The sequence below is a fragment of the Corynebacterium sp. Marseille-P4321 genome (genome assembly GCF_903645305.1).
GTDB lineage: Bacteria > Actinomycetota > Actinomycetes > Mycobacteriales > Mycobacteriaceae > Corynebacterium.
Genome location: NZ_CAHJXO010000001.1, coordinates 241,920 through 267,992, shown reverse-complemented (window position 1 = coordinate 267,992; position 26,073 = coordinate 241,920). Strand labels below are relative to the sequence as shown.

Genomic DNA, 26,073 nt, shown 5'->3' with positions numbered 1-26,073 from the left:
AGAAGGCTGGTCGAGCTGCCACCCGTTCGCACAACGCCCCCAGCTCGGTAATCACTCGCTATCCCAGCGAAGTTGCTCCCGGCGAGGAGTTTAACTTCGAGTACCAGCCCGGGCCTGGGTCGATTGGACGCACCCCCTCTGACGGTGGAGGCATGTGGGTCGGACGTATGAAGTACGACATCGCGCTTCCTGCCAATGCAACAGTCGGCACCGCTACAGTTGACGCACGTTCTTCCTCCCGCCTCGCTGGCTGGACTTCAAGCTGGAATCGCGTTTACCACGCCACCGCGGGCAATGGCAACATGCGCGTGGATAGGGTAAATAGTGTCAATGACTCACCAGATGAATCCGGAGATGTCCTCCGCATATGGGGTGAGGACACCAACTCACGCAATGACGCACGTTATACGCCCCACAACAGTGGCGGTGACGATGCGAATGTTGGGATTGGTGTCGGCCTTGGCAACGGGACTCAGAATGATGCGGTAGGCGAATTCCAGCTCCCGAAGGTGACCGTTCCCGTCACTGCGGGCGCGACCGCTGGTGAAACCATCGTCTTCAGCCAACGTGGTGCGGGGACCGACGATTTGCCACTAAACAACAACACCTACAAGCAAGCCAACAACACTTTCGGTTTCCAGGAGTACTACTCCCAGGTTGTCACGCTTTGTCGCCCGACTGACGATGTCCCATTGGCCACCATCAAGGTCGTCGAGCCCTACAGCCCCGAGTTCACGATCGCGGTAACCGGTGACGAAGCGGCTGGTTCGGAGCGCACCGTCACCGCGACCATCCCGAATAAGGAGGTCACCGGAGAGGTCAAGTTCATCGCTACGCCGAAGGCCGGTGGCGAGAACATCGACCTCGGCACCGGCGAGATTAAGGACGGCACGGCCACCGCTACCAAGAAGATCGACAACCCGGGCGATTACGAGGTCACCGCGACCCTGACCTCCCCGCGCAAGGTCTACGAGGACAGCACCGCCAATGCCGACCTCAAGGTGACTGCAATCGCATCGGAGGTCCAGCTCGTGGAGAATCAGTCTCTCACCGTGGATGTTCCGGGCGAGCTGAAGGTCACCGTCGCTAAGGGTGCGCAGGGCAAGGTGACGATCTCCAAGGACGACGCTGAGCTCGGCTCGACTGACACCATCAATGCAGATGGCAGCGCCACCGTAAAGAACGTGACGCTTAACGTTCTCGGCGCCCAGGAAGTCGACGTAGTTTTTGAATCCAGCAACACGGGCTTCGAATCGTCGCAAAGCAAAGGCTCCGTGCAGGTCAACGACAAAAACGAATCGTCGCTGACCCTCACCCCCTCCAACGCCAACCCGAAGGTGAACGAGGCGGTGACACTCACCGCTACGGTCGAGGAGACCGACGCAGACGGTGCTGTGCAGTTCAAGGACGGCGACGATGTCTTGGGCACCGTGAACCTCAACGACAATAACGAGGCCACCTACTCCTACACCCCGACCGAAGAGGGCAAGAAAACCCTCACGGCGGTGTTCGTTCCAGCTGAAAACAGCACATACAAGGGCAACCAGACAACCGCTGAACTAAACGTTCAGCCTGCAGCTGAGCACACCGGCATCACTCTGGAGGCCCCAGCTAAAGCAAAGGCCACAGAAGAGGTCACCCTGACAGCCACGGTGGAGCCGAGCAACGTCGCCGGCGCCGTTGAGTTCTTCAACGGCACCAACTCCTTGGGCGCTGGCGAGTACGACCCTGCGACCGGTGTCGCTACCCTGAAGAAGCAGCTCCCCGCTGGTACCCACAACGTGACCGCGAAGTTCACCCCGAACGATCAGACGGCATACAACGGCCAGACCTCAGAGCCTCAGACGATCGAGGTTTCCAACGTTGCTACCCAGGTCGAGTACAACGGCGACCTGGGGGGCAAGCTGAACCAGGCAATCACGCTCAGCGCCAAGGTCGAAGCCGACGGCCAGCCGGTTGACGGTGGCACCGTCCAGTTCAACGTCGGGGCGCTCAACCCTGTGACCGCTGAAGTGAAGAACGGTGTTGCCGAAGTTGAACACACCTTCGCCAGCGCGGGCACTCGCAACGTTACTGCTCAGTACGTTCCGGCACAGAACAGCGGTTACACCGGGAACACCGCTCGGGCTTCCGTTGCGATCAAGGACGAAGCAAGTGTTCAGCTGACTGCATCCAAGACCGACCCGATCGTGGACGAAGAGGTCACGCTCACCGCGAAGGTGACGCCGGCACAGGCATCCGGCAAGGTCCAGCTCAAGGACGGCGACAAAGTCATCGAAGAGAAGGGCCTCACCGGTTCGAACAATCAGGCCACCTTCACCTTCTCCCCGGAGAACACCGAGTCCAAGACTTTTATTGCCGTCTACGTCCCGGGCGACAGCAGCAACTACATCGCTGGCGACGCTGGTTCGGTGACCATCACCCCGAAGGATGCCGAACAGACCACGCTGACGGTCGCCGCTAACAAGCCATCCGGAACCACCGAAGACGAGATCACCCTGACCGCCACTGTCCCGGCAGGCGCACAGGGCAAGGTCCAATTCTCCAACAACGGGCAGCCGCTTGGCGACGAGCAAACCGTCTCCAACGGCACCGCCACCCTGACCACGGCGTTGCCCGAGGGCGACAACACGATCACCGCGCAGTTCACCTCGGACAACACCAACGCGTTCACCAACGCAACCGTTCCTGCAGCCGATGCCGCAACCGTGGCGATCACGAAACCGGCAGAGAAGACTGGTGTAACCGTCGAGGCAAACAAGACCACCGCAAAGATCGACGAGCAAGTACAGCTCACAGCAACGGTTTCCCCGGCCGCAGCCGGCACCGTCGAGTTCTACAACGGCGATGCCAAAATCGACGGCACCGTTTCTTACGACCCTACAACCGGTGAAGCAACCCTGAACACCACCCTGCCGGAAGGCAGGAACGCGATCACCGCCAGGTTCACCTCCGCTGACCAGACCAAATTCACCAACGCTGAAACCCCGGCAGACGGTGCTGCGATTGTCACCGTCGCCAAGAAGGAAGACGACACCCAGCAGCCCCCGGCCCAGGAAGCAACCGCCCCGACGGTGACTGTGACTGCTCCGACGGGCGAGAAGACCACCGACGATGAAGTCACGCTGACCGCGAAGATCACCCCGGCATCCGCGGGCACGGTGGAGTTCTTCAACGGTGACACCAAGATCGACGGCACCGTCGACTACGACCCGGCCACCGGTGAAGCAACCCTGACCACCAAGCTGGCAGAAGGTGACTACACCGTCACCGCGAAGTTCACCCCGGCCGAAGACAACACCACCGCCAAGGAAGCAACCTCCGAGGCTGCTCCGGCGTTCACGGTGAAAAAGAAGGAAGAGCAGCAGCCGTCGGCACCGGAGGCCACCGCCCCGACGGTGACTGTGACCGCACCGGCCGGTGAGAAGACCACCGACGATGAAGTCACCCTGACCGCTAAGGTCGACCCGGCCTCTGCGGGCACCGTCGAGTTCTTCAACGGCGACACCAAGATCGACGGCACCGTCGACTACGACCCGGCCACCGGCGAAGCAACCCTGACCACCACGCTGGCAGAAGGTGACTACACCGTCACCGCGAAGTTCACCCCGGCCGAAGACAACACCACCGCCAAGGAAGCAACCTCCGAGGCCGCTCCGGCATTCACGGTGAAAAAGAAGGAAGAGCAGCAGCAGCCGCCGGCACCAGAGGCCACAGCCCCGACGGTGACCGTGACCGCACCGGCCGGTGAGAAGACCACCGCCGACGAGATCACCCTCACCGCGAAGATCACCCCGGCCTCCGCGGGCACCGTCGAGTTCTTCAACGGCGACACCAAGATCGACGGCACCGTCGACTACGACCCGGCCACCGGTGAAGCAACCCTGACCACCAAGCTGGCAGAAGGCGACTACACCGTCACCGCGAAGTTCACCCCGGCCGAAGACAACACCACCGCCAAGGAAGCAACCTCCGAGGCCGCCCCGAAGTTCACCGTCACCAAGAAGACGGACAACACCCAGCAGCCCCCGGCCCAGGAAGCGACCGCCCCGACGGTGACCGTGACTGCTCCGACGGGTGAGAAGACCACCGCCGACGAGATCACCCTCACCGCGAAGATCACCCCGGCCTCCGCGGGCACCGTCGAGTTCTTCAACGGCGACACCAAGATCGACGGCACCGTCGACTACGACCCGGCCACCGGCGAAGCAACCCTGACCACCACGCTGGCAGAAGGCGACTACACCGTCACCGCGAAGTTCACCCCGGCCGAAGACAACACCACCGCCAAGGAAGCAACCTCCGAGACTGCTCCGGCGTTCACGGTGAAGAAGAAGGAAGAGCAGCAGCCGTCGGCACCGGAGGCCACCGCCCCGACGGTGACTGTGACCGCACCGGCCGGTGAGAAGACCACCGACGATGAAGTCACCCTGACCGCTAAGGTCGACCCGGCCTCTGCGGGCACGGTGGAGTTCTTCAACGGTGACACCAAGATCGACGGCACCGTCGACTACGACCCGGCCACCGGTGAAGCAACCCTGACCACCAAGCTGGCAGAAGGCGACTACACCGTCACCGCGAAGTTCACCCCGGCCGAGGACAACACCACCGCCAAGGAAGCAACCTCCGAGGCCGCTCCGGCATTCACGGTGAAAAAGAAGGAAGAGCAGCAGCAGCCGCCGGCACCAGAGGCCACAGCCCCGACGGTGACCGTGACCGCACCGGCCGGTGAGAAGACCACCGCCGACGAGATCACCCTCACCGCGAAGATCACCCCGGCCTCCGCGGGCACCGTCGAGTTCTTCAACGGCGACACCAAGATCGACGGCACCGTCGACTACGACCCGGCCACCGGTGAAGCAACCCTGACCACCAAGCTGGCAGAAGGCGACTACACCGTCACCGCGAAGTTCACCCCGGCCGAAGACAACACCACCGCCAAGGAAGCAACCTCCGAGGCCGCCCCGAAGTTCACCGTCACCAAGAAGACGGACAACACCCAGCAGCCCCCGGCCCAGGAAGCGACCGCCCCGACGGTGACTGTGACCGCACCCGCCGGTGAGAAGACCACCGACGATGAAGTCACCCTAACCGCTAAGGTCGACCCGGCCTCTGCGGGCACGGTGGAGTTCTTCAACGGCGACACCAAGATCGACGGCACCGTGGCCTACGACCCCGCAACCGGCGAAGCAACCCTGACCACAAAGCTGCCGGCCGGTGCCAACGCAATCACCGCGAAGTTCACCCCAGCGGCAGACAACACCACCGCTACGGAAGCAACTTCCCAGGTCACCGAGGTCAACGTCACGGAAAAGACCGACGACCAGCCGAACCAGCCGACCCCGAACCAGCCAAACCCGAACCCGGCCCCAGCCTTCACCCCGCAGGTGAAGAACGAGACTCGCACCACCACCGAAGGCGCCACCCTCCCGGCACCGAGTGCGGTCCTGTCCAACGCAAGCCAGATCCTGCCGGGTTCGGTGCTGTACTGGTCGAAACTGCCAACCGAGGCTGACCCGGTCGGTGAAATCACCGTCATCAACCCCGACGGCACCACCGCAACCGCCAAGGTTGCGTTCACCGTCACCGGCAAGACCGACACCACCAACGGCAACAGCTCCGAAGGCTCGTCGCAAAGCTCGGAAGGCTCCAGCCTGTCTAGGCCGGCCATCATCGGCATCTCGGTGACCGCCGTGGTGCTCCTGCTCGGCCTGCTCGGTTTCGGCCTGGCAAACAACCAGCAGTTCAAGGACTTCGTCTACACCCAGTTCGGCATCCGCCTCTAACCCAAGATAAGTCCCCGCCGGGCCTCACCCGGCACCCCCATCGCCCCCGCGAGCACACCGCCCGCGGGGGCGACACACGTCCACCCCCCACAGACCACAGCCCCACGTATGGCCACACCGCAACCAACACGTAAACCCCAGTTGAACATCTGACAAACAATCAGAAAACCGCAGGTCAGAAACGGGCAAACAGATGAGAGAACTCGTACTCCACCCTAGGATTGTCGGACGAACCTGTCCGTTCTCTGGCTTCCGCCTGTCATGGAGGAAGTTTCAACTTAGCGAGGTCCCCTCATGGCTAAACGTTTCCCTATCCGCACTGCCATCGCTGGCCTGACCACCTTGGCGATGGTCGCTCCCGTCATCGCCCCGACTCACAACACGATCCTTTCCGCACCGTTTGCATTCGCGGCTGAAGCGGTAACAGTTACCGGCGCCGACGAAATCAAAATTGGTGCATCCGCTACCTTCACCGCCACCGTCCCGAACGCACAGGGCGGCCAGGTGCAGTTCTACTTGGACGGTGTTGCTATCGATGGCCCCGTGGAGCTGACCGGCACGACCGCCAGCAAGGAGGTCACGCCCAGCTCCTACACGTCCGGTGAATTCAAGCACACCGTCACCGCTCGCTACATCGACGGCAAGGGTTTCAACCCGAACCCCGACGGCACCGCGACGTTCACCACACCGGTGGACGTGGAAGAGGAAATTATTATCAACGGACCTGACAACGATACGTTCTTCCTGCCGAAAATCGGTGCGAGCAAAGACGCACTCGCTACATCCGGCTTGGAAAACCCGGTCGTGATCGAAGCTGGTTCTAACTACTGGCTTTGGGCTGGTGAGAAAATCACTTCGAGTGGTGTGTTCACTAACTTCTACGAGTCCGGAATTAACCCTCCGGCTGGATCGACGTACGTCGAAGGGACGATGAAGCGTATCGGTTACGAATCACACGTCCCTACGCGCGGCAACGACGAGGGTTCGACAACGCAGGTCATTCCTGTTGGTGGTTACGAAGCTCCCTACTGGGGGACCACGCAAACTGGCAAGTGGGCAGGCACATACCCCAAGGTGAATAAAGAATACGTTGCGCAGCAATCCACGGGCACGTATTCCGAGCGCAAGGGCAACGACATCGTGTTCGAGGCGCAGTTCACGGCCCCCGAAACGCCCGGTGTGTATGTGCCCCAGTACGCCGCGTACAAGTACTCGCGCGCACTCCACGTTCTGCGCCGCATGGACACGGCCGCATTCCTCGTCCCAGCCAAGGAGATTCCGAACCGAAACACCGGACTCACCGAAACCACGCTGACCTTCGATACTGCAAGCACTACTTCAGCGCAGGACAACGAGATCGCAACCATTACCGCGATCGTTTCCCCGGAGGCGGAAGGTGCCGTCACGTTCTTCGCAGGGGACCAGCAGCTTAACGACACCCCGATCAACGTCCGAGATGGCAAAGCCACCCTCGCTCAATCCTTCGCTGCGGGTGAGTACGAGATCATCGCGAAGTTCACCCCGGCAGACGCGACTACATTCGAGGCCTCCCAGACCACCGCGAACCACACGTTGACCGTAACCGCAGCACCGGTTCAGAACAACGAGGTGAAAACGAACACAGCACTCGACGTTCCGGCCGAAGGCAGGGTAGGCGAGCAGGTCACGTTGAAGGCCACCGTCACCGCTGACAACCAGGCGTCCGTCGACGGTCAGATCCGATTCCTCGTCAACGGCACGGCTCTCGATACCAACGCAACGCTTCAGAACGGCACCGCTACCGCTGAGTACACCTTCACCCAAGCTGGTGCCAACCAAGTTGTGGCACAGTACCTGCCAACGGATCCGAACTTCCTGAACTCCGTTTCGAGTGCGTCCACCATCACCATCGCGCCCCAGCTGCGTAAGGCAAACGTTTCCGTCACGTCCGGGCAGACCTTCGTTTCGGGCGAGGGTTCCGACCTCACCGCGCGCGTTTCGCCTGTCGACGCGCAGGGTGAAGTCGAATTCTGGGACACCGACCCGAACACCGGGGAGCGCCGCTCCACCACCGCCAAGGTTGTAAACGGTACCGCTGTTCTCAAGGACATCAAGTTCATCGAGCCTCTCGGCGAGCGCACGGTAAACGTGAAATTCATTCCGGCCGAGGGATCCCCGTACGCCACTGCGGAAAAAACTGGCACGGTGACCGTCGTCAAGCAGGTTGAGCCGAAGGATCCGCAGATCAGCATCGAGCAGCCTGCTGATGTCATCGCTAATCAAGAAGTTGAGATCGTCGCCGCCCTGGCCGAGAAGGATGTACCGGGCGTCGTGAAGCTCTTCAACGGTGACACCGAGATCGCTGACGTTGCGTACGACCCCGCGACCGGCCGTGCAACGGCAAAGACCAGCTTCCCTGAGGCCGGCATCTACGAGGTACGCGCCGAGTTCACGCCTGCGGATGATCAACAGGCTGAATTCCTCGGTTCCACCGATAGGATCGCTGTACCCGTGAAGGCGGACACGGATTCTGAAGCCCCTGCTGTTCCGGAAACGAAGACGGAAATCACCCAGCTGCCGAAGAATGCGACCGACGGTGAGGATGTCACAATCGACGTGACCGTCACCGACCCGAACAACCCGGATGCGAAGCCAGAGGGCGATGTCGAGCTTTACGACGGAGACCAGCTTCTGTCGACCGCCAAGGTCGATGACGGCGTGGCAACTTTCTCCATTCCTGCTGTTGCTGGCGAATACAACCTCACTGCGAAATTCGTTCCCCGCGAGGTAACGAAGAACGCGCCGTCAACCTCCGCAGCAGCGAAGCTCGTGGTTCAAGCGCAAGCAACCGCCCCGACGGTGACTGTGACTGCTCCGACGGGCGAGAAGACCACCGACGATGAAGTCACGCTGACCGCGAAGATCACCCCGGCATCCGCGGGCACGGTGGAGTTCTTCAACGGTGACACCAAGATCGACGGCACCGTCGACTACGACCCGGCCACCGGCGAAGCAACCCTGACCACCACGCTGGCAGAAGGTGACTACACCGTCACCGCGAAGTTCACCCCGGCCGAAGACAACACCACCGCCAAGGAAGCAACCTCCGAGGCTGCTCCGGCGTTCACGGTGAAGAAGAAGGAAGAGCAGCAGCCGTCGGCACCGGAGGCCACCGCCCCGACGGTGACTGTGACCGCACCGGCCGGTGAGAAGACCACCGACGATGAAGTCACCCTGACCGCTAAGGTCGACCCGGCCTCTGCGGGCACGGTGGAGTTCTTCAACGGTGACACCAAGATCGACGGCACCGTCGACTACGACCCGGCCACCGGTGAAGCAACCCTGACCACCAAGCTGGCAGAAGGTGACTACACCGTCACCGCGAAGTTCACCCCGGCCGAGGACAACACCACCGCCAAGGAAGCAACCTCCGAGGCCGCTCCGGCATTCACGGTGAAAAAGAAGGAAGAGCAGCAGCAGCCGCCGGCACCAGAGGCCACAGCCCCGACGGTGACCGTGACCGCACCGGCCGGTGAGAAGACCACCGCCGACGAGATCACCCTCACCGCGAAGATCACCCCGGCCTCCGCGGGCACCGTCGAGTTCTTCAACGGCGACACCAAGATCGACGGCACCGTCGACTACGACCCGGCCACCGGTGAAGCAACCCTGACCACCAAGCTGGCAGAAGGCGACTACACCGTCACCGCGAAGTTCACCCCGGCCGAAGACAACACCACCGCCAAGGAAGCAACCTCCGAGGCCGCCCCGAAGTTCACCGTCACCAAGAAGACGGACAACACCCAGCAGCCCCCGGCCCAGGAAGCGACCGCCCCGACGGTGACCGTGACCGCACCCGCCGGAAAGACCGACGCGGACGAGATCACCCTCACCGCGAAGATCACCCCGGCATCCGAGGGCACCGTCGAGTTCTTCAACGGCGACACCTCCCTCGGCACCGCAAAGGTCACCAACGGCACCGCCACCTTCACCACCAAGCTGGCCGAAGGCACCAACAAGATCGCCGCGAAGTTCACCCCAGCTGAGGACAACACCACCGCCAAGCAAGCAACCTCGCAGATCACCGAAGTCAACGTCACCAAGAAGACCGACACCCCGGCACCGACCTCGGACTACACCCCCGAAGTCAAGCAGGAGACCCGCAAGACCACCGAAGGCGCCACCCTGCCCGCCCCGGGCGACGTGCTGGCCAACACCCAGGACCTGCCCGCAGGTGCTGTGCTGGTCTGGACGAAACTGCCCACCCAGGCAGACCCCTACGGTGAGATCACCATCTCCAGCCCCAACGGTGCCACCACCACCGCCACGGTCGCCTTCGAGGTTGTAGAAAAGACCACCGAACCCGACAACTCCAGCGCAAGCTCCGAAGGCTCCAGCCTGTCGCGCCCAGCAACCATCGGCATCATCGTCTCCGCCGTTGTCGTGCTGCTCGGCCTGCTCGGCTTCGGCCTGGCAAACAACCAGCAATTCAAGGACTTCGTCTACAACCAGTTCGGTATCCGCCTGTAACAGGTAGAACCCCAAACCGGTTCACCACACCGAGTCCCTGAAACGTCGCCCCCGCGAGCACACCGCCCGCGGGGGCGACACCCATTTCCACACCCCCACGCCCAACCCCGGCATGACCACCACACCACCAACACGTAAACCCCAGCTGAACATCTGACAAACACTTGGATACCCGCAGGTCAAAACTTTTCTTGCAGGTGAGCGAAACCCTTTTCCGTCCTAAGCTCATCACGCAACCCTTGTCTGTTTCCGCCTCTCACCTGCGCTGCCGGTGATCTCACACTCCCCCGAGGTGCCCTCATGGCTAAACGTTTCCCATTCCGTACCGCTATCGCTGGCCTCACCGCACTTGCGGTAACCGCCCCGATCATTTCCCCCGTTGATCTGCCCGGAATCTCCGCGGCCGTAGCGAATGCGGCGGCTGCCGCAGTCAGTGTTGATGGCCCGGCCGACCTCGGTATCAACACGCAAGGAACCTTCACCGCCACCGTCCCAGGAGTGTCCACCGGGCGGGTGCAGTTCTACCTTAATGGTGTGCCCGTTGGCACGCCTGTCGACGTAGACCAATCGGGCCAGGCCGCCCAGAACATCACGCCGACCACCTACGGCACCGCAGGCGCACCCCACACCGTAACCGCCCGTTACATCGACGGCGAGAACTACAACCCGAACCCGGACGGCGCGGCGACGTTCACCACGCCGGTGATGGACAAGTCGATTGTCGTGAACGATAGAGACTACGACCTTTACTCTGGATTCGGTATTGGACAGACCCCTACCGATATCGCGACATCAAGTTTGGAAAACCCAGTGCTAATCACCCCAGGGTCTCAATACACCCTGCGTGGCACGATGACCGTCAACGATGGTCCAAGCCAGATTTACGAGGTCGGCTTCAATCCCCCCTCAAACGAACAGTACAAAGCGTTCTCGCGGATTGACGAGGGGTTCAACGTTATCGGTGTCGGTACTGGCACAGGGACCCAACGTAACTTGAATACCGGACGCAGATTCGAACACCCGAGCTGGGGCACCGGTAAGTACCCGCCCGTTACCCGCGGTTACGTAGGTGGCCAGCACCCGAGGACGTACGCAGCCGGAAACGGCACCAAGTATATCCTGCAGGGTTCGTTCGTAGCGCCCACCACCCCAGGTGTATACGTGCCACAGTACGCGTCTTACAAGTACGGTAGTAACACCCACGTCCTCGAGCGCATGGACGAGGCCGCGTTCCGCATCGCCCCGCAGCCCATCCCGGACCGCATCCCCCGCCCTGACCAGGCGGCAGCGGACACCACGATCACCCTTAGCGGCGTCAACACCGCCACAGACAAGGACGAGGTCACCATCACGGCCGATGTGACCGCGAACGGCACCCCGGTCGCCGACGGCACCGTTCGTTTCTTTGACGGCAATACCCCGCTCACCGACACTCTGGTTGCGGTAAAGGACGGCAAGGCTGAACTCAAGCGCACCTTCCAGACGGGCACGTACGACATCCGGGCCGAGTTCACCCCGGCGGACCCGCTGCAGTACAACGCGTCCGCAACCACCGCGAACCACGCGCTCACGGTCAACGCCAGCCAGTTCAACACGGTCACGGCCTACACCGGCGACGTCAACGGCGCGAAGGGCACGCCGGTCACGCTGAAGGCCACCGTGGACCCAGTCGCGGCGCTCGGTTCCCCCGCTACCGTCGAGGAAGGCGAGGTGCATTTCCGCGTCGGTAACACGGTCGTTGCTAAAGCGCCCGTGGTCAACGGCGTCGCAACCACCACCCACACGTTCACCCTCGGCGGCACGCAGAACGTTGTCGCCGAGTACGTCCCCGCAGACGGTTCCAACCTGAACGCGTCGCAGGCTCAGGCGGTCGATGTCCTCATCACCGCTGAAACCACCGTGCAGCTCGCGGCATCGAACGCCAACCCGACGGTGAACACCCCGATCGACTTGAACGCCACCTTCACCCCGCCTCTCGCGGCCGGAAAGGTCGAGTTCTGGGATATCACCGACACCGAAAACCCGGTAAAGATCGGTGAGGCCACAGGCGCCAACGGTAGTGCGTCCACGCGCTACACCCCGAACGACACTCAGGCCCACACGATCGAGGCGCGGTTTGTGCCGACGGGGAACGTGAACAAGCCGTCGACAAGCGAAGCGATCACTGTCACCGCGAAGAAGTACGACGTCGCCGTCACGGTGGACCCGAACCAGACCTTCACCACCGGCCAGCCCGGCGCGCTGACGGCCTCCGTCTCCCCGACCAACGCCGAGGGCACCGTCGAATTCTCCGACGGGAACCGGGTGCTGGGCACCGCTGAGGTGAAGCAGGGCATCGCAACGCTTGACGACGTCACCTTCGCCGACGCCGGCACCCCGGAGATCACCGCGAAGTTCATCCCGGCGGAGAACTCGAACTTCGCTGAGAACACCGGCAGCGGCACCGTCACTGTCACCCAGGCGGCTCAGGACACGACCGTGACCCTGTCGGGCGCGACCGACGCGCCCGAGGCGCAGGACGTCACCATCACCGCGACCGTCACGCCACAGGGCGCGGCCGGTACCGTGCGCTTCCTGGAGGGAGGCAACGAGCTGGCCACCATCACCGTCGCTGACGGCAAGGCAGAGCTCACGCGTTCTTGGACCCCGGGCACCCACACCATCCGCGCCGAGTTCATCCCGGCGCAACCGGATGCGTTCAACGCCTCCGCGACCACCACGGACCACGTGCTCAACGTGGCCCCGGCGCGCGTGGACACCACCACGACCTACACCGGCGCCACCGAGGGCGAGCAGAACAAGCCAGTCACGCTGAAGGCGCAGGTCGCCCCGGTATCCGGCACGGAGGCGGCGAAGGGCACGGTCACCTTCCGCGTAGGTAACACGGTGCTCGCGCAGGGTGTGGCCGTCGACGGGCAGGGCATCGCCGAGACCGAGCACACCTTCACGCAGAGCGGCACGCAAAACGCCGTCGCCGAGTTCGTGCCGGCTGAGGGGACGCTGTTCAACCCGTCGTCCTCCACCGGGACGGACGTGTTGATCAAGGCCACCACGACGCTGAGCCTTCAGGCCTCGAATCCCGCCCCGACCGTGGGCACCCCAATCACGCTCACGGCCCGCTACACCCCGGCGCTGGCCGCCGGCAAGTTCGAATTCTGGGACGTCACCGATGCCGCTAACCCGCAGAAGCTTGGCGAGGCCGCTGGCTCCAACGGCAAGGCTGAACTGCGGGCGTACACCCCGTCCACCCTCGGCGACAAGACGATCGAGGCCCGCTTCGTGCCGTCGCGCGCGATCAACCTGCCGGCCACGAGCGATCCGATCACCGTGAGCCCGCAGGCGCTTGCCACCACCGTCACGGTTCCGGAGGGCCAGTCCTTCACCGCAGGCACCGAGGGCGCCCTCACCGCGCGCATCACCCCGAACAACGCGAAGGGCACCGTCGAGTTCTTCAACGGCGCCGACTCCCTGGGCACCGCCGATGTGAACAACGGCGTGGCAACGAAGAACGTCACCTTCCCCAATGGCGGCGACAAGGCCATCACCGCCAAATTCACTCCGGCCGCCGGCTCGAACTTCGCCGCAAGCGAGGGCGACGGCACCGTGACCGTGGCCTTCCCGGCTGCGGACACCACGATCACGCTCGGCGGCGACACCGCCAAGACCGAGGGCGAAACCGTCACGCTGAACGCGACTGTCACCCCGGGCGACGCGGCCGGCCAGGTCCGCTTCCTCGAGGGCACGAACGAGCTGGGCACGGTTGCCCTCGCGGACGGCCAGGCATCCCTCGCCGTGGAGAACATGGCGCCCGGCACCCACGAAATCCGCGCCGAGTTCATCCCTGCGGACTCGGCCGCGTTCAACGCCTCCGTCACCTCCGGCACCCACACGGTGACGGTGAACCAGAAGAAGACCGCCACGGTGATCGAGTACGTCGGCCCGACCCAGAGCCCGGCCGGCCAGAAGATCAACATGCTCGCCGAGGTCAAGGACGCCGACGGCAACGTGATCACCGACGGCTCCGTCCGCTTCATTGTCAACGGCCAGCCGCTGAAGGGCGACCAGCCGATCGGCAAGACCGTCGCGGGCAAGGCGCTCTACGACCAGACGCGCAGCAAAGCGGAGGTGTACAAGCTCGAGCTGCAGTACATTCCGGCGGCGGGCTCCAACTACGCACCGTCGTCAAGCACCGCCCCAGTGGAGATCGCAATCCAGGCGGCAACCACGACCACGCTCACCGCGCAGACGACCAAGCCCACGGTGGGCACCCCGGTCACCCTCACCGCCGCGGTGAACCCGCAGCTTGCGAAGGGCACCATCGAGCTTTACGACGTCACCGCGAGCAACGAAGGCACCAAGGTCGGCGAGACCAAGGACGTGTCCGGCGGTAACGCCACCTTCACCGTCACGCCGGAGGACCTCTCGCAGCGCAAGTACGAGGCCCGCTTCACCCCGGCTGCCGACCAGCGCACCTACGCGGGTTCGAAGAGCACGGTGCTCACGCTCACCCCGCAGGCCATCGGTTCGACGATAACCCTCGCCCCGAACCAGGCGTTCACCGTCGGCGAGGCAGGCGCCCTTTCGGCAACCGTCGCCCCGGCCGGCGCGACGGGTAGGGTCCAGTTCCTCGACATGAGCACCAACGTGGCTGTGCCGAAGGGGGAGGCCGACGTTGTGGATGGCGTGGCGACGCTGAACGGCGTCACCTTCAGTTCCGCGGGCGACAAGAGCATCAAGGTGAAGTTCACCCCGACTCCGGGCACGAACTACGCGGCCTCCGAGTCCACCGGCAAGGTTGCCGTGGCCAAGGCCGCGGAGAACACCACGCTCACGTTCGACGCCCCAACCTCTACCGTGACCGAGGGCGGCGAGTCCAACGTGACCGTCACCGTCGCGCCCGCTGGCGCGGCTGGCCAGGTGCGCTTCCTCGAGGTGGCGAACGGGAACACCTCCGAGCTCGCCACCGTCGATGTGGCAAACGGCAAGGCGACGCTCAAGCAGACCTTTGCCGCCGGCACCCACACCATCCGCGCCGAGTTCATCCCGGCAAACCCGGCGGAGTTCACCCCGTCCGGTACGGCGTCCGACCACGTGGCCACGGTCAACGTGAAGTCCGACGTCGCGCTCGGCGAGGGGCAGGTTTTCACCGCCGGGAAGCAGGGCCCGCTGTCGGCCCGCGTTGCACCCGAGGGCGCGAACGGCACCGTCGAGTTCTTCGACGGCGACCAGTCCCTCGGCTCTGCAGCAGTCACCGACGGCGTCGCGACCGTCAACCCGACCTTCGCCGACGCTGCAGATAACACGACCATCCGCGTCGTGTTCACCCCGGCGGCTGGCTCCAACCTGGCCGCCTCCGAGAACACCGGCACCGTCACCGTGAACGCGGCCAAGGTGGCGGCCGACACCACCGTCACCGTCTCCGGCCCGGCCACCGAGACCACCGATAACGAGGCCACCCTCACCGCCCGCGTCGCCCCGATCAACGCCGAAGGCACGGTGCAGTTCTATGACAACGGCACCGAAATCGGCCAGGCGCAAAACGTCGTCAACGGCGAGGCCACGCTCACGCAGAAGTTCGCCGAAGGCAACCACGCGATCACCGCGAAGTTCTTCCCGGCGGTCACCAGCGAGGACGCGTACTTCAACGAGTCCCCGGTCTCCGACGCGCACAACCTGACCATCTCGGTGGCCAAGATCGACACCACCGTGGCGTCTATCGGAAACACCACCAACCAGGCCGGCGCTAAGCACTACATGAAGGCCGAGGTCAAGGACGCCGACGGCAACCCCGTCAACGGCGGCCAAGTGAAGTTCACACTCGACGGCACCGAGCTCACCCCGCAGCCGGTGAAAGACGGTATCGCCACCTTCGACAAAACCTTCGCCGCGCCGGGCAAGCACACGCTGAAGCTGGAATACATCCCGGCGGACGGCTCGAAGTTCAACGGCTCCGTCTCCACCGAGGACGCCACCTTCGAGATCACCGCGAAGGCAACCACAACCACGCTGTCTGCCTCCACCGCCACCCCGGATGTGAACACCCCGGTCACGCTCACCGCAGCCGTCTCCCCGCTGCAGAACGGCACCGTCACCTTCTGGGATGTCACCGACCCGGACAACGCGGTCCAGGTGGGCGACGCCGCAGCCGTCACCCCGCTGAACGGCAGGGCCTCAACGCAGTACACGCCAACCGCCATCGGCGCCCGCCGGTTCGAGGCCCGCTTCGCGCCGGAGAAGCCGGAGTACGCTGCGTCGCAGAGCCAGCCGGTCACCGTCGCCGCGCAGAAGATCTCCGCGCAGGTCACCATCCCCGAGGGCCAGGCGCTCACCGCCGGCGAGCCGGGTTCGGTGACCGTCCGCGTGGTTCCGGGCGGCATCGACGGCACAGTCGCGCTTTTCGACGGTGCCACCTCCCTCGGCACCGCAGACGTCGCCAACGGCGTGGCCACGGTGGACAACGTCGCGCTGAACGAGGCCGGCGACAAGGCTGTCCGCGCCGTGTTCACCCCGTCCGGCGAAACCGTCTACAAAGAATCCGAAGGCACCGGCACCATCAACGTGGTGAAGCCCGCGGAGGACACCACCGTCGCGGTCTCCGGCCCGGCCACCGGCAAGGAAGGCGAGAACGTCACCCTTTCCGCCACCGTCGACCCGGCCGCGGCGGCCGGCACCGTGCGTTTCCTCGAGGGCGACAACGAGCTCGGCACCGCGGAGGTCGCGGCGGACAGCACCACCGCCACGCTGGACATCGACACGCTCACCCCGGGCGAGCACCAGATCCGTGCGGAGTTCTTGCCAAACGATGTGGCGGCCTACAACCCGTCGTCAAGCACTGCGAACCACACGGTGACCATCACCCCGGCGTTGGCACCGACGACCATCGCGTTCGACGGTCCGTTCAACATCGTCGCCGGCGAGAAGCCGAACCTGGTGGCGAAGGTCACCGATGCCGACGGCAACCCGGTCAGCGGCGGCCAGGTGCGCTTCATTGTCGACGGTGTCCGGCTCGATCCGCTTCGCAACGTCAATGACAACGGCGAGGCCTTCTACGACAAGACCTTCAACAACGCCGGCACTGTCCGCGTGGAACTGGAGTACATCCCGGCGGACGGCTCCAAGCTCGCCCCGGCGACGGGCGAGGGCGAGATGAAGGTCGCCGCCAAGACCACCACCACCCTGAGCGCCTCAAACGCGAAGCCGCAGGTGGGCACCCCGGTCACCCTGACCGCGAACGTGAACCCGTCGCTGGCTGGCGGCAAGGTTGAGTTCTTCGACGTCACGGACGCCACCAACCCGGCCAAGGTCGGCGAGGCGGACGTGAACAACGGCCGCGCCACCGCCTCCGTCACCCCGGAGGGCACCACGGCACGCGTGTACGAGGCCCGCTTCACCCCTGCGGACGGCGGCGAGTACGCGGCTTCGAAGGGGCGCACCACTGTCACCCCGCAGAAGATCGGCTCCGCCGTCGCAGTCGTGGACGGCCAGGCCTTCACCGCCGGCGAGGAGGGCCCACTCACCGCGCGCGTCACGCCTGCCGACGCGAAGGGCACCGTCCAGTTCCTCGACATGAGCCGTACCGTGCCCGCACCGATCGGCGGCCCGGTCGAGGTCACCGACGGTGTCGCCACCTTGGCGAACGCGAAGTTCGCTACCGACGGCACCGCCACCGTGAAGGCGAAGTTCACCCCGGCCGCGGACTCGAAGTACTCCGCGAGCGAGGCCACCGGCACCGTCACCGTCGCCAAGGCGGCGCAGGACACGACGCTAACGCTGTCCGGCCCGCAGGCCGCCACCGCGCTGGAAGATGCAACCGTCACCGCCACGGTCGACCCGGCCGCCGCCGGAACCGTCCGTTTCTACGAGGGCGATACCGAGATCGGCTCGGCCACCGTCGACAACGGCGAAGCGAAGCTGACCAAGCGCTTCGCGGAGGGCGAGCACTCCATCCGCGCCGAGTTCACCCCGGACAACACCAGCGAGTTCGTGGCGTCGCGCTCCACCGCGGACCACACCCTCACCGTCGCCGCCGGCACCGTGGACTCTGCGGTGACCTACACCGGCCCGACCGAGGGCGCGAAGGGCGAGCCACTCACCCTCACCGCGAAGGTGGCGCCGAAAGAGGGCGACGGCAACGTCGCCTACGGCAAGGTCCGCTTCATCGTCAACGGTGCTGTGCAGGGCACCGCAGACGTGGACGCCCAGGGCGAGGCGAGCCTGCCGGACCAGCGGTTCACACTCAGCGGCCCCAAGAAGGTTGTCGCGGAATACGTCCCGGCCACCGACTCGCGCTACAACCCGGCGAAGTCCGGCGAGGCCACCCTGGTGATCAAGGAGGCCTCCACCACGAAGCTCGCGGTGAACAACCCGCGGCCGACGGTGGGCACCCCGGTCACCCTCACCGCCACCGTCACCCCGCAGCTCGCGCAAGGCAAGGTCGAGTTCTACGACGTCACCGACGCCGCGAACCCGGTCAAGCTCGGCGAGGGCGGCGTCTCCCAGGGCAAGGCGACCTACCGCTTCACGCCGCAGGACCTCAACGAGCGCACGATCGAAGCCCGCTTCGTGCCGCAGGACGCGGCCACGGGGGCGTCGGCAAGCGCCGAGGCCGTCACCGTGAAGGCCTCGGCGCGCACCGCGCAGGCATCGCTTGTCGACGGCCAGTCGCTCACCGCCGGCCAGACCGGCGCTCTGACCGTCCGGGTGAACCCGAACAACGCGGCCGGCACGGTCGAGCTGTTCGACGGCACGACGTCCCTGGGCAAAGCCGCGGTGAACAACGGCGCGGCGACGGTGGAGAACGTCACCATCGGCGAGGCAGACCCGGCCAAGGAGATCCGCGTGGTCTTCACACCGGACAGCGACACCTACCAGGCCGAGGAGACCACCGGCACCGTCGAGGTTGCCGCGCCGGCCGAAGAGACGTCGATTGAGATCGAGGTACCGAGCGACCTCAAGACCGACGACCCGGCGACGGTCACCGCCACCATCCCGCGCAACATTCCGGGCAAGGTCCGCTTCGTGGTGGCGGTGGACGGCAAGGACACCGAGATCGGCATCGTCGAGGTCGACGGCACCAACACCACCCCGTCCGTGACCGGTGTGGCTGCCGAGGGCACCTACGTCGTCCGCGCGGAGTTCACCCCGACGGACCTCAACGCGTACACACCGTCCACCTCCGCAACGAAGACGGTGACGGTGGCGCCGAAGCCGTCGATAAGCAAGAGCACCGAAACCACCATCGAAGGTCCTGCTGAGGGCAAGACCGGCACGCCGTACACCTACACCGCAACCATCACCGACGCCGAGGGCAACCCGGTCACCGGCGGCACAGTGGAGTTCTACTCCAACGACTACAAGATGGGCGAAGCCGAAGCCGCAGGTGGCAAGGCCGAGACGACCTACTCGTTCGTCATCCCGGGCCAGCGCGACGTGGTCGCGGTGTACACCCCGGCGGACGGCGCGGACCTCAAAGGCTCCAAGTCCGAACCGATCAAGGCGATGATGAAGGAGGACGCGAAGGTCGCACTGAACACTATCGACGGCCCAGTGACCGCCGGTGAGCCCCTCACACTTACCGCGACGGTGACGCCGCAGCTCGCGCCGGGCACGGTGGAGTTCTACACCGCCGGCGGCGAGAAGCTCGCCGAGGCACCGCTGGACAACGGCCGCGCCACCGCCACCATCACCCCGGCGCAGGGCGAAACCGAAATCCAGGCGCGCTACGTGCCTGCCGAAAACGCCGTGTACAACGCGGGCGCTTCCGCCCCGGTGAAGATCGCGGCGGTGAACACCGCCTCCACCGTGACCGTCACCGAAGGCCAGACCTTCGTAGCGGGCGTGCCGGGCGACCTCACCGCGCGTGTCACCCCGGTCAACGCGAAGGGCAAGGTCGTGTTCTGGGACAAGCACCCGGACACCGGCGAGATCCGCGAGCGCGAAGCCGACGTGCTCAACGGCACCGCGGTGATCAAGGGCATCCAGTTCGAGTCCCCGATTGAGGAGCGCACGGTGAACGTGCGGTTCGTCCCGGAGGCGGGCACCGGGTTCGACCCGTCAGAAAACACCGGCACCGTGAAGGTGAAGATCAAGACCCCCGACGCCGTGGACACCTCGCTCACGCTCACCGCGGAGGAAAACCCCACGGCGGACAAGGACACCACGATCTTCGCCACCGTGGCCAACGCGGAAACCGGCCTGGTGGAGATCTACGGCACAGACCGCGAGCTACTCGGCTCCGCCGAGGTGATAGGCGGGCGCGCCGAAATCCCGCTGCGCCTAGCGGAGGGCACGCACGACCTGCGCGGCGAGTTCATCCCGAACGACGCCGCGGCGTTCAAGCCGTCCAGCCAGACCCTCGAAGTCACCGTCGCCGCAAAGCCGGAGGAGCAGGATGAGCAGGAGCAGCAGCCGCCGGCGACGGTGAAGCCGGTGATCGAAAGCGCCGATTCCGCCGCCGCGCAGACCGGCAAGCCGGTCACGCTCAAGGCGAAGGTGCCGGGCGCTGAGAACAGCCAGAAGGTCCGCTTCGTGCTCACCGACGGCAGGATCGTCGGCACCGGCACCGTCATCGACGGGGTGGCCGAGCTCAAGCACACCTTCGACAAGCCGGGAGCCTACGCGTTGCAGGCGCAGCTTCTCGACGGCCGGGGCGAACCGACCGGTGAACTATCCGAGCCGTACACCCTCACGGTGGCGGCCGAGGAGACCGGCGGCGCCGGCAAGGGATCGTCGCTAAGCAGCGAAGGCGAGGACGGCTCCAGCATCGACGGGCCGAACCGCCCGTGGATCATCACCGGCATCGTGCTGGCCGTTCTGGCGAGCCTGGCGGGTGTGGGTTCCATCATCCTGAACCTGCCGCAGGTGCGCGACTTCCTGGCCCAGTACGGCATCCGCTACTAGCATCTGACCAGGCGAAACGCCGCCTTCCCACGGCTGGGGAGGCGGCGTTTTCCGCGTCCCTGGGAAAGCCTCCACCCCGCCGGTTCTTCGGCGCGCGGAACGTGCCGTGAGCTGCTAAAAATGGGGTGTACCCAGTGGCCTGTCGCTTCTGAGTCACCCCACATTCCCCCAGCGAGAGGTCCCCCCATGTCCCAGCGTTTCCCGTACCGCACCGCAATCGCCGGTTTGACCGCAATAGCGGCCGCCGCCGCACCGATCACCGCCACGGCCGCCCCGGCGCAGCCCGACCACATCGTCGCAGCCGATTCCCGCCCGATCCCGGGCTGGGTGACGGTGGACGCAAAGCCCGCCGGCAGCGAATCCGTCTTCACCGCGACAGTGCTTCCCAATGTCCCGGGTGAAGTCCTCTTCGTCGTCACCGCGAAGGCCGCGGACGGCGAAACGGTCACCGAGATCGTCCGCCAGCAGGCACCCATCGACGACGGCAAGGCCACGTTCAACCACACCTTCGCAAACGCCGGCGAGTACGTGGTCCAAGCCGCCGTGCTGAGCGAGGGCAAGACCGGTGCGCAGTCGGCTCCGTACGCGTTCACCGTCGCGCAGCAAACCCGCCCCGGCGGCAGCACCGTCAGCGGGGACGTCACCGCGGGCGATCTCGCCGGGCCGATTATCGGTGCCGTGGTGAGCCTGGCCGTGCTCGTCGGCAGCCAGACGCACATCCCGGCGCTGGAGCAGATGATCACCGCCACCCAGAAGTCGCTGGGGATTTACAACCCGCAGGTTGTTTCCGCCGTGGAGAACGCCCTGCCCGTAGCCGGCGGCGTGATCGGCGCAGCCGGCCTGGCGGGCGCCATCGCAGGCTTGGTGAAGGCGCTGAAGGACGCCAACGTGGAGATCACCGTGGAAAAGAACGCCGCCAGCGACACCGCGTAGGCGCCGCCCGCTGGAAGAACAGCACCGGCCCGGCCCGTTGATGGGCCGGGCCGGTTTTTCGTCGCCAAGCAAATGCGAAAAGGGCCTGGGTTCGCTGCGAACCCGGGCCCTTTAGCGCGCGGTGCTACTGGTTCTTCGGGAAGGTGTAGCCCGCGAACCTGAACTCAGTCTCGCCCAGCTTCACGTTCACCTTGTCGCCGCTCTTGGGGACGAACAGACCGATGACCAGACCGAGGCCGGCCAGGCCCAGCACGCCGCTGACCGCCGGCATCGCCTGCTCAACCTGCTTGGCAATCTGCGGGTTGTAGATGCCCAGCTGCTTCTGCAGATCAGTGTTGAACTTCGCGATGCCCGACAGCTGCACAACCGAGCCCAACAGGCCAACCGTGCCCAGCACTGCACCGATGACGGTGCCAGCGATCTGCGCGGTGGTCATGTTCTTCTTGACAGTCTTCTTCTCCAGGTCAACCGTGTAGGTCACTTCCTCGAAGTTGCCCGGGCCGGAGAAGGTGACGGTCTGGACGTTGGCAAGCCCCTCCGGGACCGGGAAAGCACCGTTCTCGTCGGCAATCACGGTCACCTTCTGGCCGTCCTCGCGCACGAGGTTGATCTGCGAACCGGGCTTGAAGATGCTGGCGCCGTCGTCATTCGTGAACTTGAGCTTGCCGTCCTGGATCTCCGGGGTCGGGGCCGGGTTCTCCGGGGTCGGGTTCTCCGGGGTCGGGTTCTCCGGGGTCGGGTTCTCCGGGGTCGGGTTCTCCGGGGCCGGGGTTTCGACCTTGCGCTCTTCGATGGTGTAGGTGATCTCAACCTCGACCGGGTCCTGGCCCGGTTCCTTCACGATCACGGTGCCCTTCTTGCCCTCACCCGGGATCTGGGTGTCGGGCTTTTCCTTCCAGGTGAAGGTCGTGCCCTCCGGAGCGTCATCCTTGTTCGCGATGGACTCGCGGGCGTCGATCTCCTGACCCTGCATCGCTTTGAGCCCCTCAGCCGCCACCGGCTTGAACGGCACAATCTCCACCGGAGCGTCGGTGACGTTGACCTCAACGTCAACCGTGAAGGTCTTCTTCTCCTCATCGGTGTGGCCCGGGACGGTCACCTTGATCTGGCCGGCCTGCTTGCCTTCCTTGGTGGTGTCCGGCTTCGTGACCCACTCGTAGGTGGTACCAGCCGGCGCCTCGATACGGTTCTGGATCTGGGCGGCAGCCTCGTCCGCACCCCACTTGTCGGTGTCGGTGCTGTAAACCACGTCGGCCGGGGTGTCGTTCTTCTTCGGCGCGAAGGAGGAGGTGACCTGGTAGGTAACCTCGACATTCACCGAGGTGACAGTGTCGCCTTGGCCCGGGACGGAAACCTTCACGGTACCGGTGGTCTCACCAACCTTGGTGGTGTCCGGCTTCGTAACCCACTCGTAGGTGGTGCCGTACGGTGCCCCAGCAACGTTGGCAATCGCCGCAGCTGCGTCGTCGTCGATCTCGGTGTCGATCTCAACCGTGAGATCTTCCTTCGCCTCCGGTGCGTAGGTCTCGGTGACGGTGTAACGCACGGTGCGGTCGACAGACGTGGCGTTCTCCCCCTCACCGACGGTGATGGTGATGACACCGGTGGTTGCACCAGCCTTAGAGGTGTCCGGCTTGGTCTTCCAGGCGACCGTTGCACCCTCCGGGGCTTCATTCAGGTTGTTCACCAGGTCCTTGGCATCGTCATCAGCAATCTCGGCATCCCGCTTGACCTCAGTGACCTCAGTGGTCACCTGCGGACGCCAAGTGTCGTCGCCCTCAGCGATGACGGTGTAGTGCACCTCAACGTCGACGGCGTCCCTGTTCGGGACCTTGACGGTCACAACGCCGGTGACGTCGCCAGCCTCCGTGGTGGCCGGCTTGGTCTTCCAGGTGAAGGTGGTGCCGTCCGGAGCCTGCTCAGCGTTCGCGATCTGAGCCTTTGCGTCCTCGTCAGCAACGGTTGCGCCGACAGTCACCTCAGTCGGGTTCGCGTTCGCCTGCGGCGCGTACGGGGCAGAGACGTCAACCGGGAGGCGGACCTCATCCGTGGAGCCGTCCGGGTAGGTCACGGTGATGATGCCGGTGAGGTTCTCGCCCACCTTGCCAACCTCGGAGGTCCACTCAGCGGTCGTTCCCTCCGGAAGCTCGTTGAAGCCCTCGACGCGCTCGGACGCCGGCGGCTTCGGGTCGCCGAGCGTCCACTTCAGGCGCGGATCAACGATCGGCTGCGGATCGTTAAAATCCGCCTGGGTGCGAGCCGGGCGGACAGCGACCGGGCGGGTGACCTCGTCGACCGAACCATCCGAGTATGTCACGACAATCGTGCCGGTGAGGTTCTCACCGATCTTGTTCGCCGGGTACTTCCAGTCGTACTTCGCGTCTGCCGGCAGATCCGCAACATTGGCGACGCTTGCCTTCGCAGCGAACTCGCCCTCACCCAACTTCTGGTCCTGGTAGTAGACGATCTTGTCCGTCTTTGCCTTCGGCTCGTACTTCTCAGCCTGGGTCAGTGCGCGCTTCACATTCACGGTGATCTTCACGGTGTCGGTGGAACCGTCAGCGTAGGTCACCTGGATCTCGCCCGGCTGGTTGTCGCCGATCTCCGTGTGGTTCGTGGTCCACTTCGCGGTAGCGTTCGCCGGAACCCCGTTGAGCTGAGCCTTGGCATCAGGCAGCTTGTCGCCCTTGGTGATGGTCACCGGGGCCTTCGCAGTCGGGGTGGTGGTCTCGGCCTCGGTCTTCTTCGCCTCGGTGATCGTCACCGCGGAGAACTTCGTCGACGGGAGGTTGGTGCCGTTCTTTTCCCCCGGCCAGTACGTGTCGTCCTCGGAGAGGCCACAGCGGATGAAGCCGTTGGCGGTGATGTTGGACCACAAGAATTTGGCCGAGGCGTCTGCGTAGAACTGGATCGGCAGATCCGAGCCGAACTGGGCCGCGTCGACCTTCGGGAAACCCGGCTGGATCGTCGAGCCCGGCTCACCGGTCGCCTTTAGCTTCACGGTCACCTTCGGGATGTCAATGTTGAAGAGGCTTCCCGCCTTAGTCGCCTCAGCACCACCGTGCGCGTAAGCGCCACGGGTGTTCTTCGACCACTGGGTGACATCGACGCTGCCCTTCTCAGGTGCAGGGACCCAAATGCGGAGCCTGTTGCCGTCCTTCTCCACCTTGATACCCGCTTGGCCACCCTCTTGGGTGTGGCTGACGTACTCAGCGTTTTCCGGCAACTCGTACCACAGGTTGAGCTGGCTCACCTTGGAAACATTCGCAGTCACAAACGCGTTGATCTGAGCCGGAACACCAATGGTGCCCGCGTTGATCACGTAGTCAAACTCTTTGCCCTGCTCCACAGTGTCAGGAGCCGAGGTCTCAGCGAGTTTGATTTTGAAGTTGTTGTAAGTCGGGTTCGCCGCGTTGTACACGCCTTGAACACCATCGGCCTGACCAGCAGGGATCCTCCCCGGATCCTTCAACTGCAGGTTGCACGCCAACGGCTGGTCGAGGTTCGTCTTGGTCTCAGCGTTCGCCTGCGGGACAGCGACCATGCCGGCTGCCAAGGCGATGATGGCCGCCTTGGACAGCACGGAGGTGGATTTCTTTGTGGACATTGGGAACTCCTTGAATTCCTGGGAGGCGGGTAAATACCAGTTTGGAGCTTATAAAAAATCCCCGCTCACCGATACGCCAATAAGCCGTACAACCAGCACCAACGGCCGGATTTGACAACAGAACACGAAGATGTAACTGGGTGTTCACCCGGAATTAAATTTGGCCATCCGGGAGCGGCGGGCTCGAGCTGCATCTTTAGTGAACTCTCAGAAACCAGCTCATTAATTCCAGCCGCAGATTAACCCCGGGTGAATTTTTCTCTCCGGTGCATCGACCCACACATACGCACCCCTAAAGACAGCAAAACGCCCCCGCACCTGAAGAGGTGCCGGGGGCGT

5 protein-coding genes are annotated in these 26,073 nt (G+C 64.5%); 4 read left to right on the top strand and 1 reads right to left on the bottom strand.

The window, feature by feature from the left end:
* Positions 1-509 precede the first annotated feature (509 nt).
* From HWX32_RS01060 to HWX32_RS01045, 4 genes are all read left to right on the top strand, one after another.
* Positions 510-5,786 (top strand): Ig-like domain repeat protein, encoded by a 5,277-nt coding sequence (locus HWX32_RS01060; protein WP_175934388.1) that lies wholly within the window; start codon positions 510-512, stop codon positions 5,784-5,786.
* Between the two features lie 294 nt (positions 5,787-6,080).
* Positions 6,081-10,295, top strand: coding sequence for an Ig-like domain-containing protein (locus HWX32_RS01055; RefSeq protein ID WP_175934387.1), 4,215 nt, complete (start codon positions 6,081-6,083; stop codon positions 10,293-10,295).
* A 300-nt stretch (positions 10,296-10,595) separates the two neighbouring features.
* Positions 10,596-21,194, top strand: coding sequence for an Ig-like domain-containing protein (locus HWX32_RS01050; RefSeq protein ID WP_175934386.1), 10,599 nt, complete (start codon positions 10,596-10,598; stop codon positions 21,192-21,194).
* Between the two features lie 186 nt (positions 21,195-21,380).
* On the top strand, positions 21,381-22,127 hold the full coding sequence (locus tag HWX32_RS01045) for a hypothetical protein (protein ID WP_175934385.1): 747 nt from the start codon (positions 21,381-21,383) through the stop codon (positions 22,125-22,127).
* A gap of 124 nt (positions 22,128-22,251) precedes the next feature.
* Here HWX32_RS01045 and HWX32_RS01040 read toward each other — a convergent pair whose 3' ends face one another.
* Positions 22,252-25,734, bottom strand: coding sequence for a Rib/alpha-like domain-containing protein (locus tag HWX32_RS01040; RefSeq protein WP_175934384.1), 3,483 nt, complete (start codon positions 25,732-25,734; stop codon positions 22,252-22,254).
* Positions 25,735-26,073: the final 339 nt, after the last annotated feature.

Bases quoted from the DNA above. Each gene is read 5' to 3' on its own strand.
- HWX32_RS01055 (WP_175934387.1), top strand. From the start codon at position 6,081: ATGGCTAAACGTTTCCCTATCCGCACTGCCATCGCTGGCCTGACCACC.
- HWX32_RS01040 (WP_175934384.1), bottom strand. From the start codon at position 25,734: ATGTCCACAAAGAAATCCACCTCCGTGCTGTCCAAGGCGGCCATCATC.
- HWX32_RS01045 (WP_175934385.1), top strand. From the start codon at position 21,381: ATGTCCCAGCGTTTCCCGTACCGCACCGCAATCGCCGGTTTGACCGCA.
- HWX32_RS01050 (WP_175934386.1), top strand. From the start codon at position 10,596: ATGGCTAAACGTTTCCCATTCCGTACCGCTATCGCTGGCCTCACCGCA.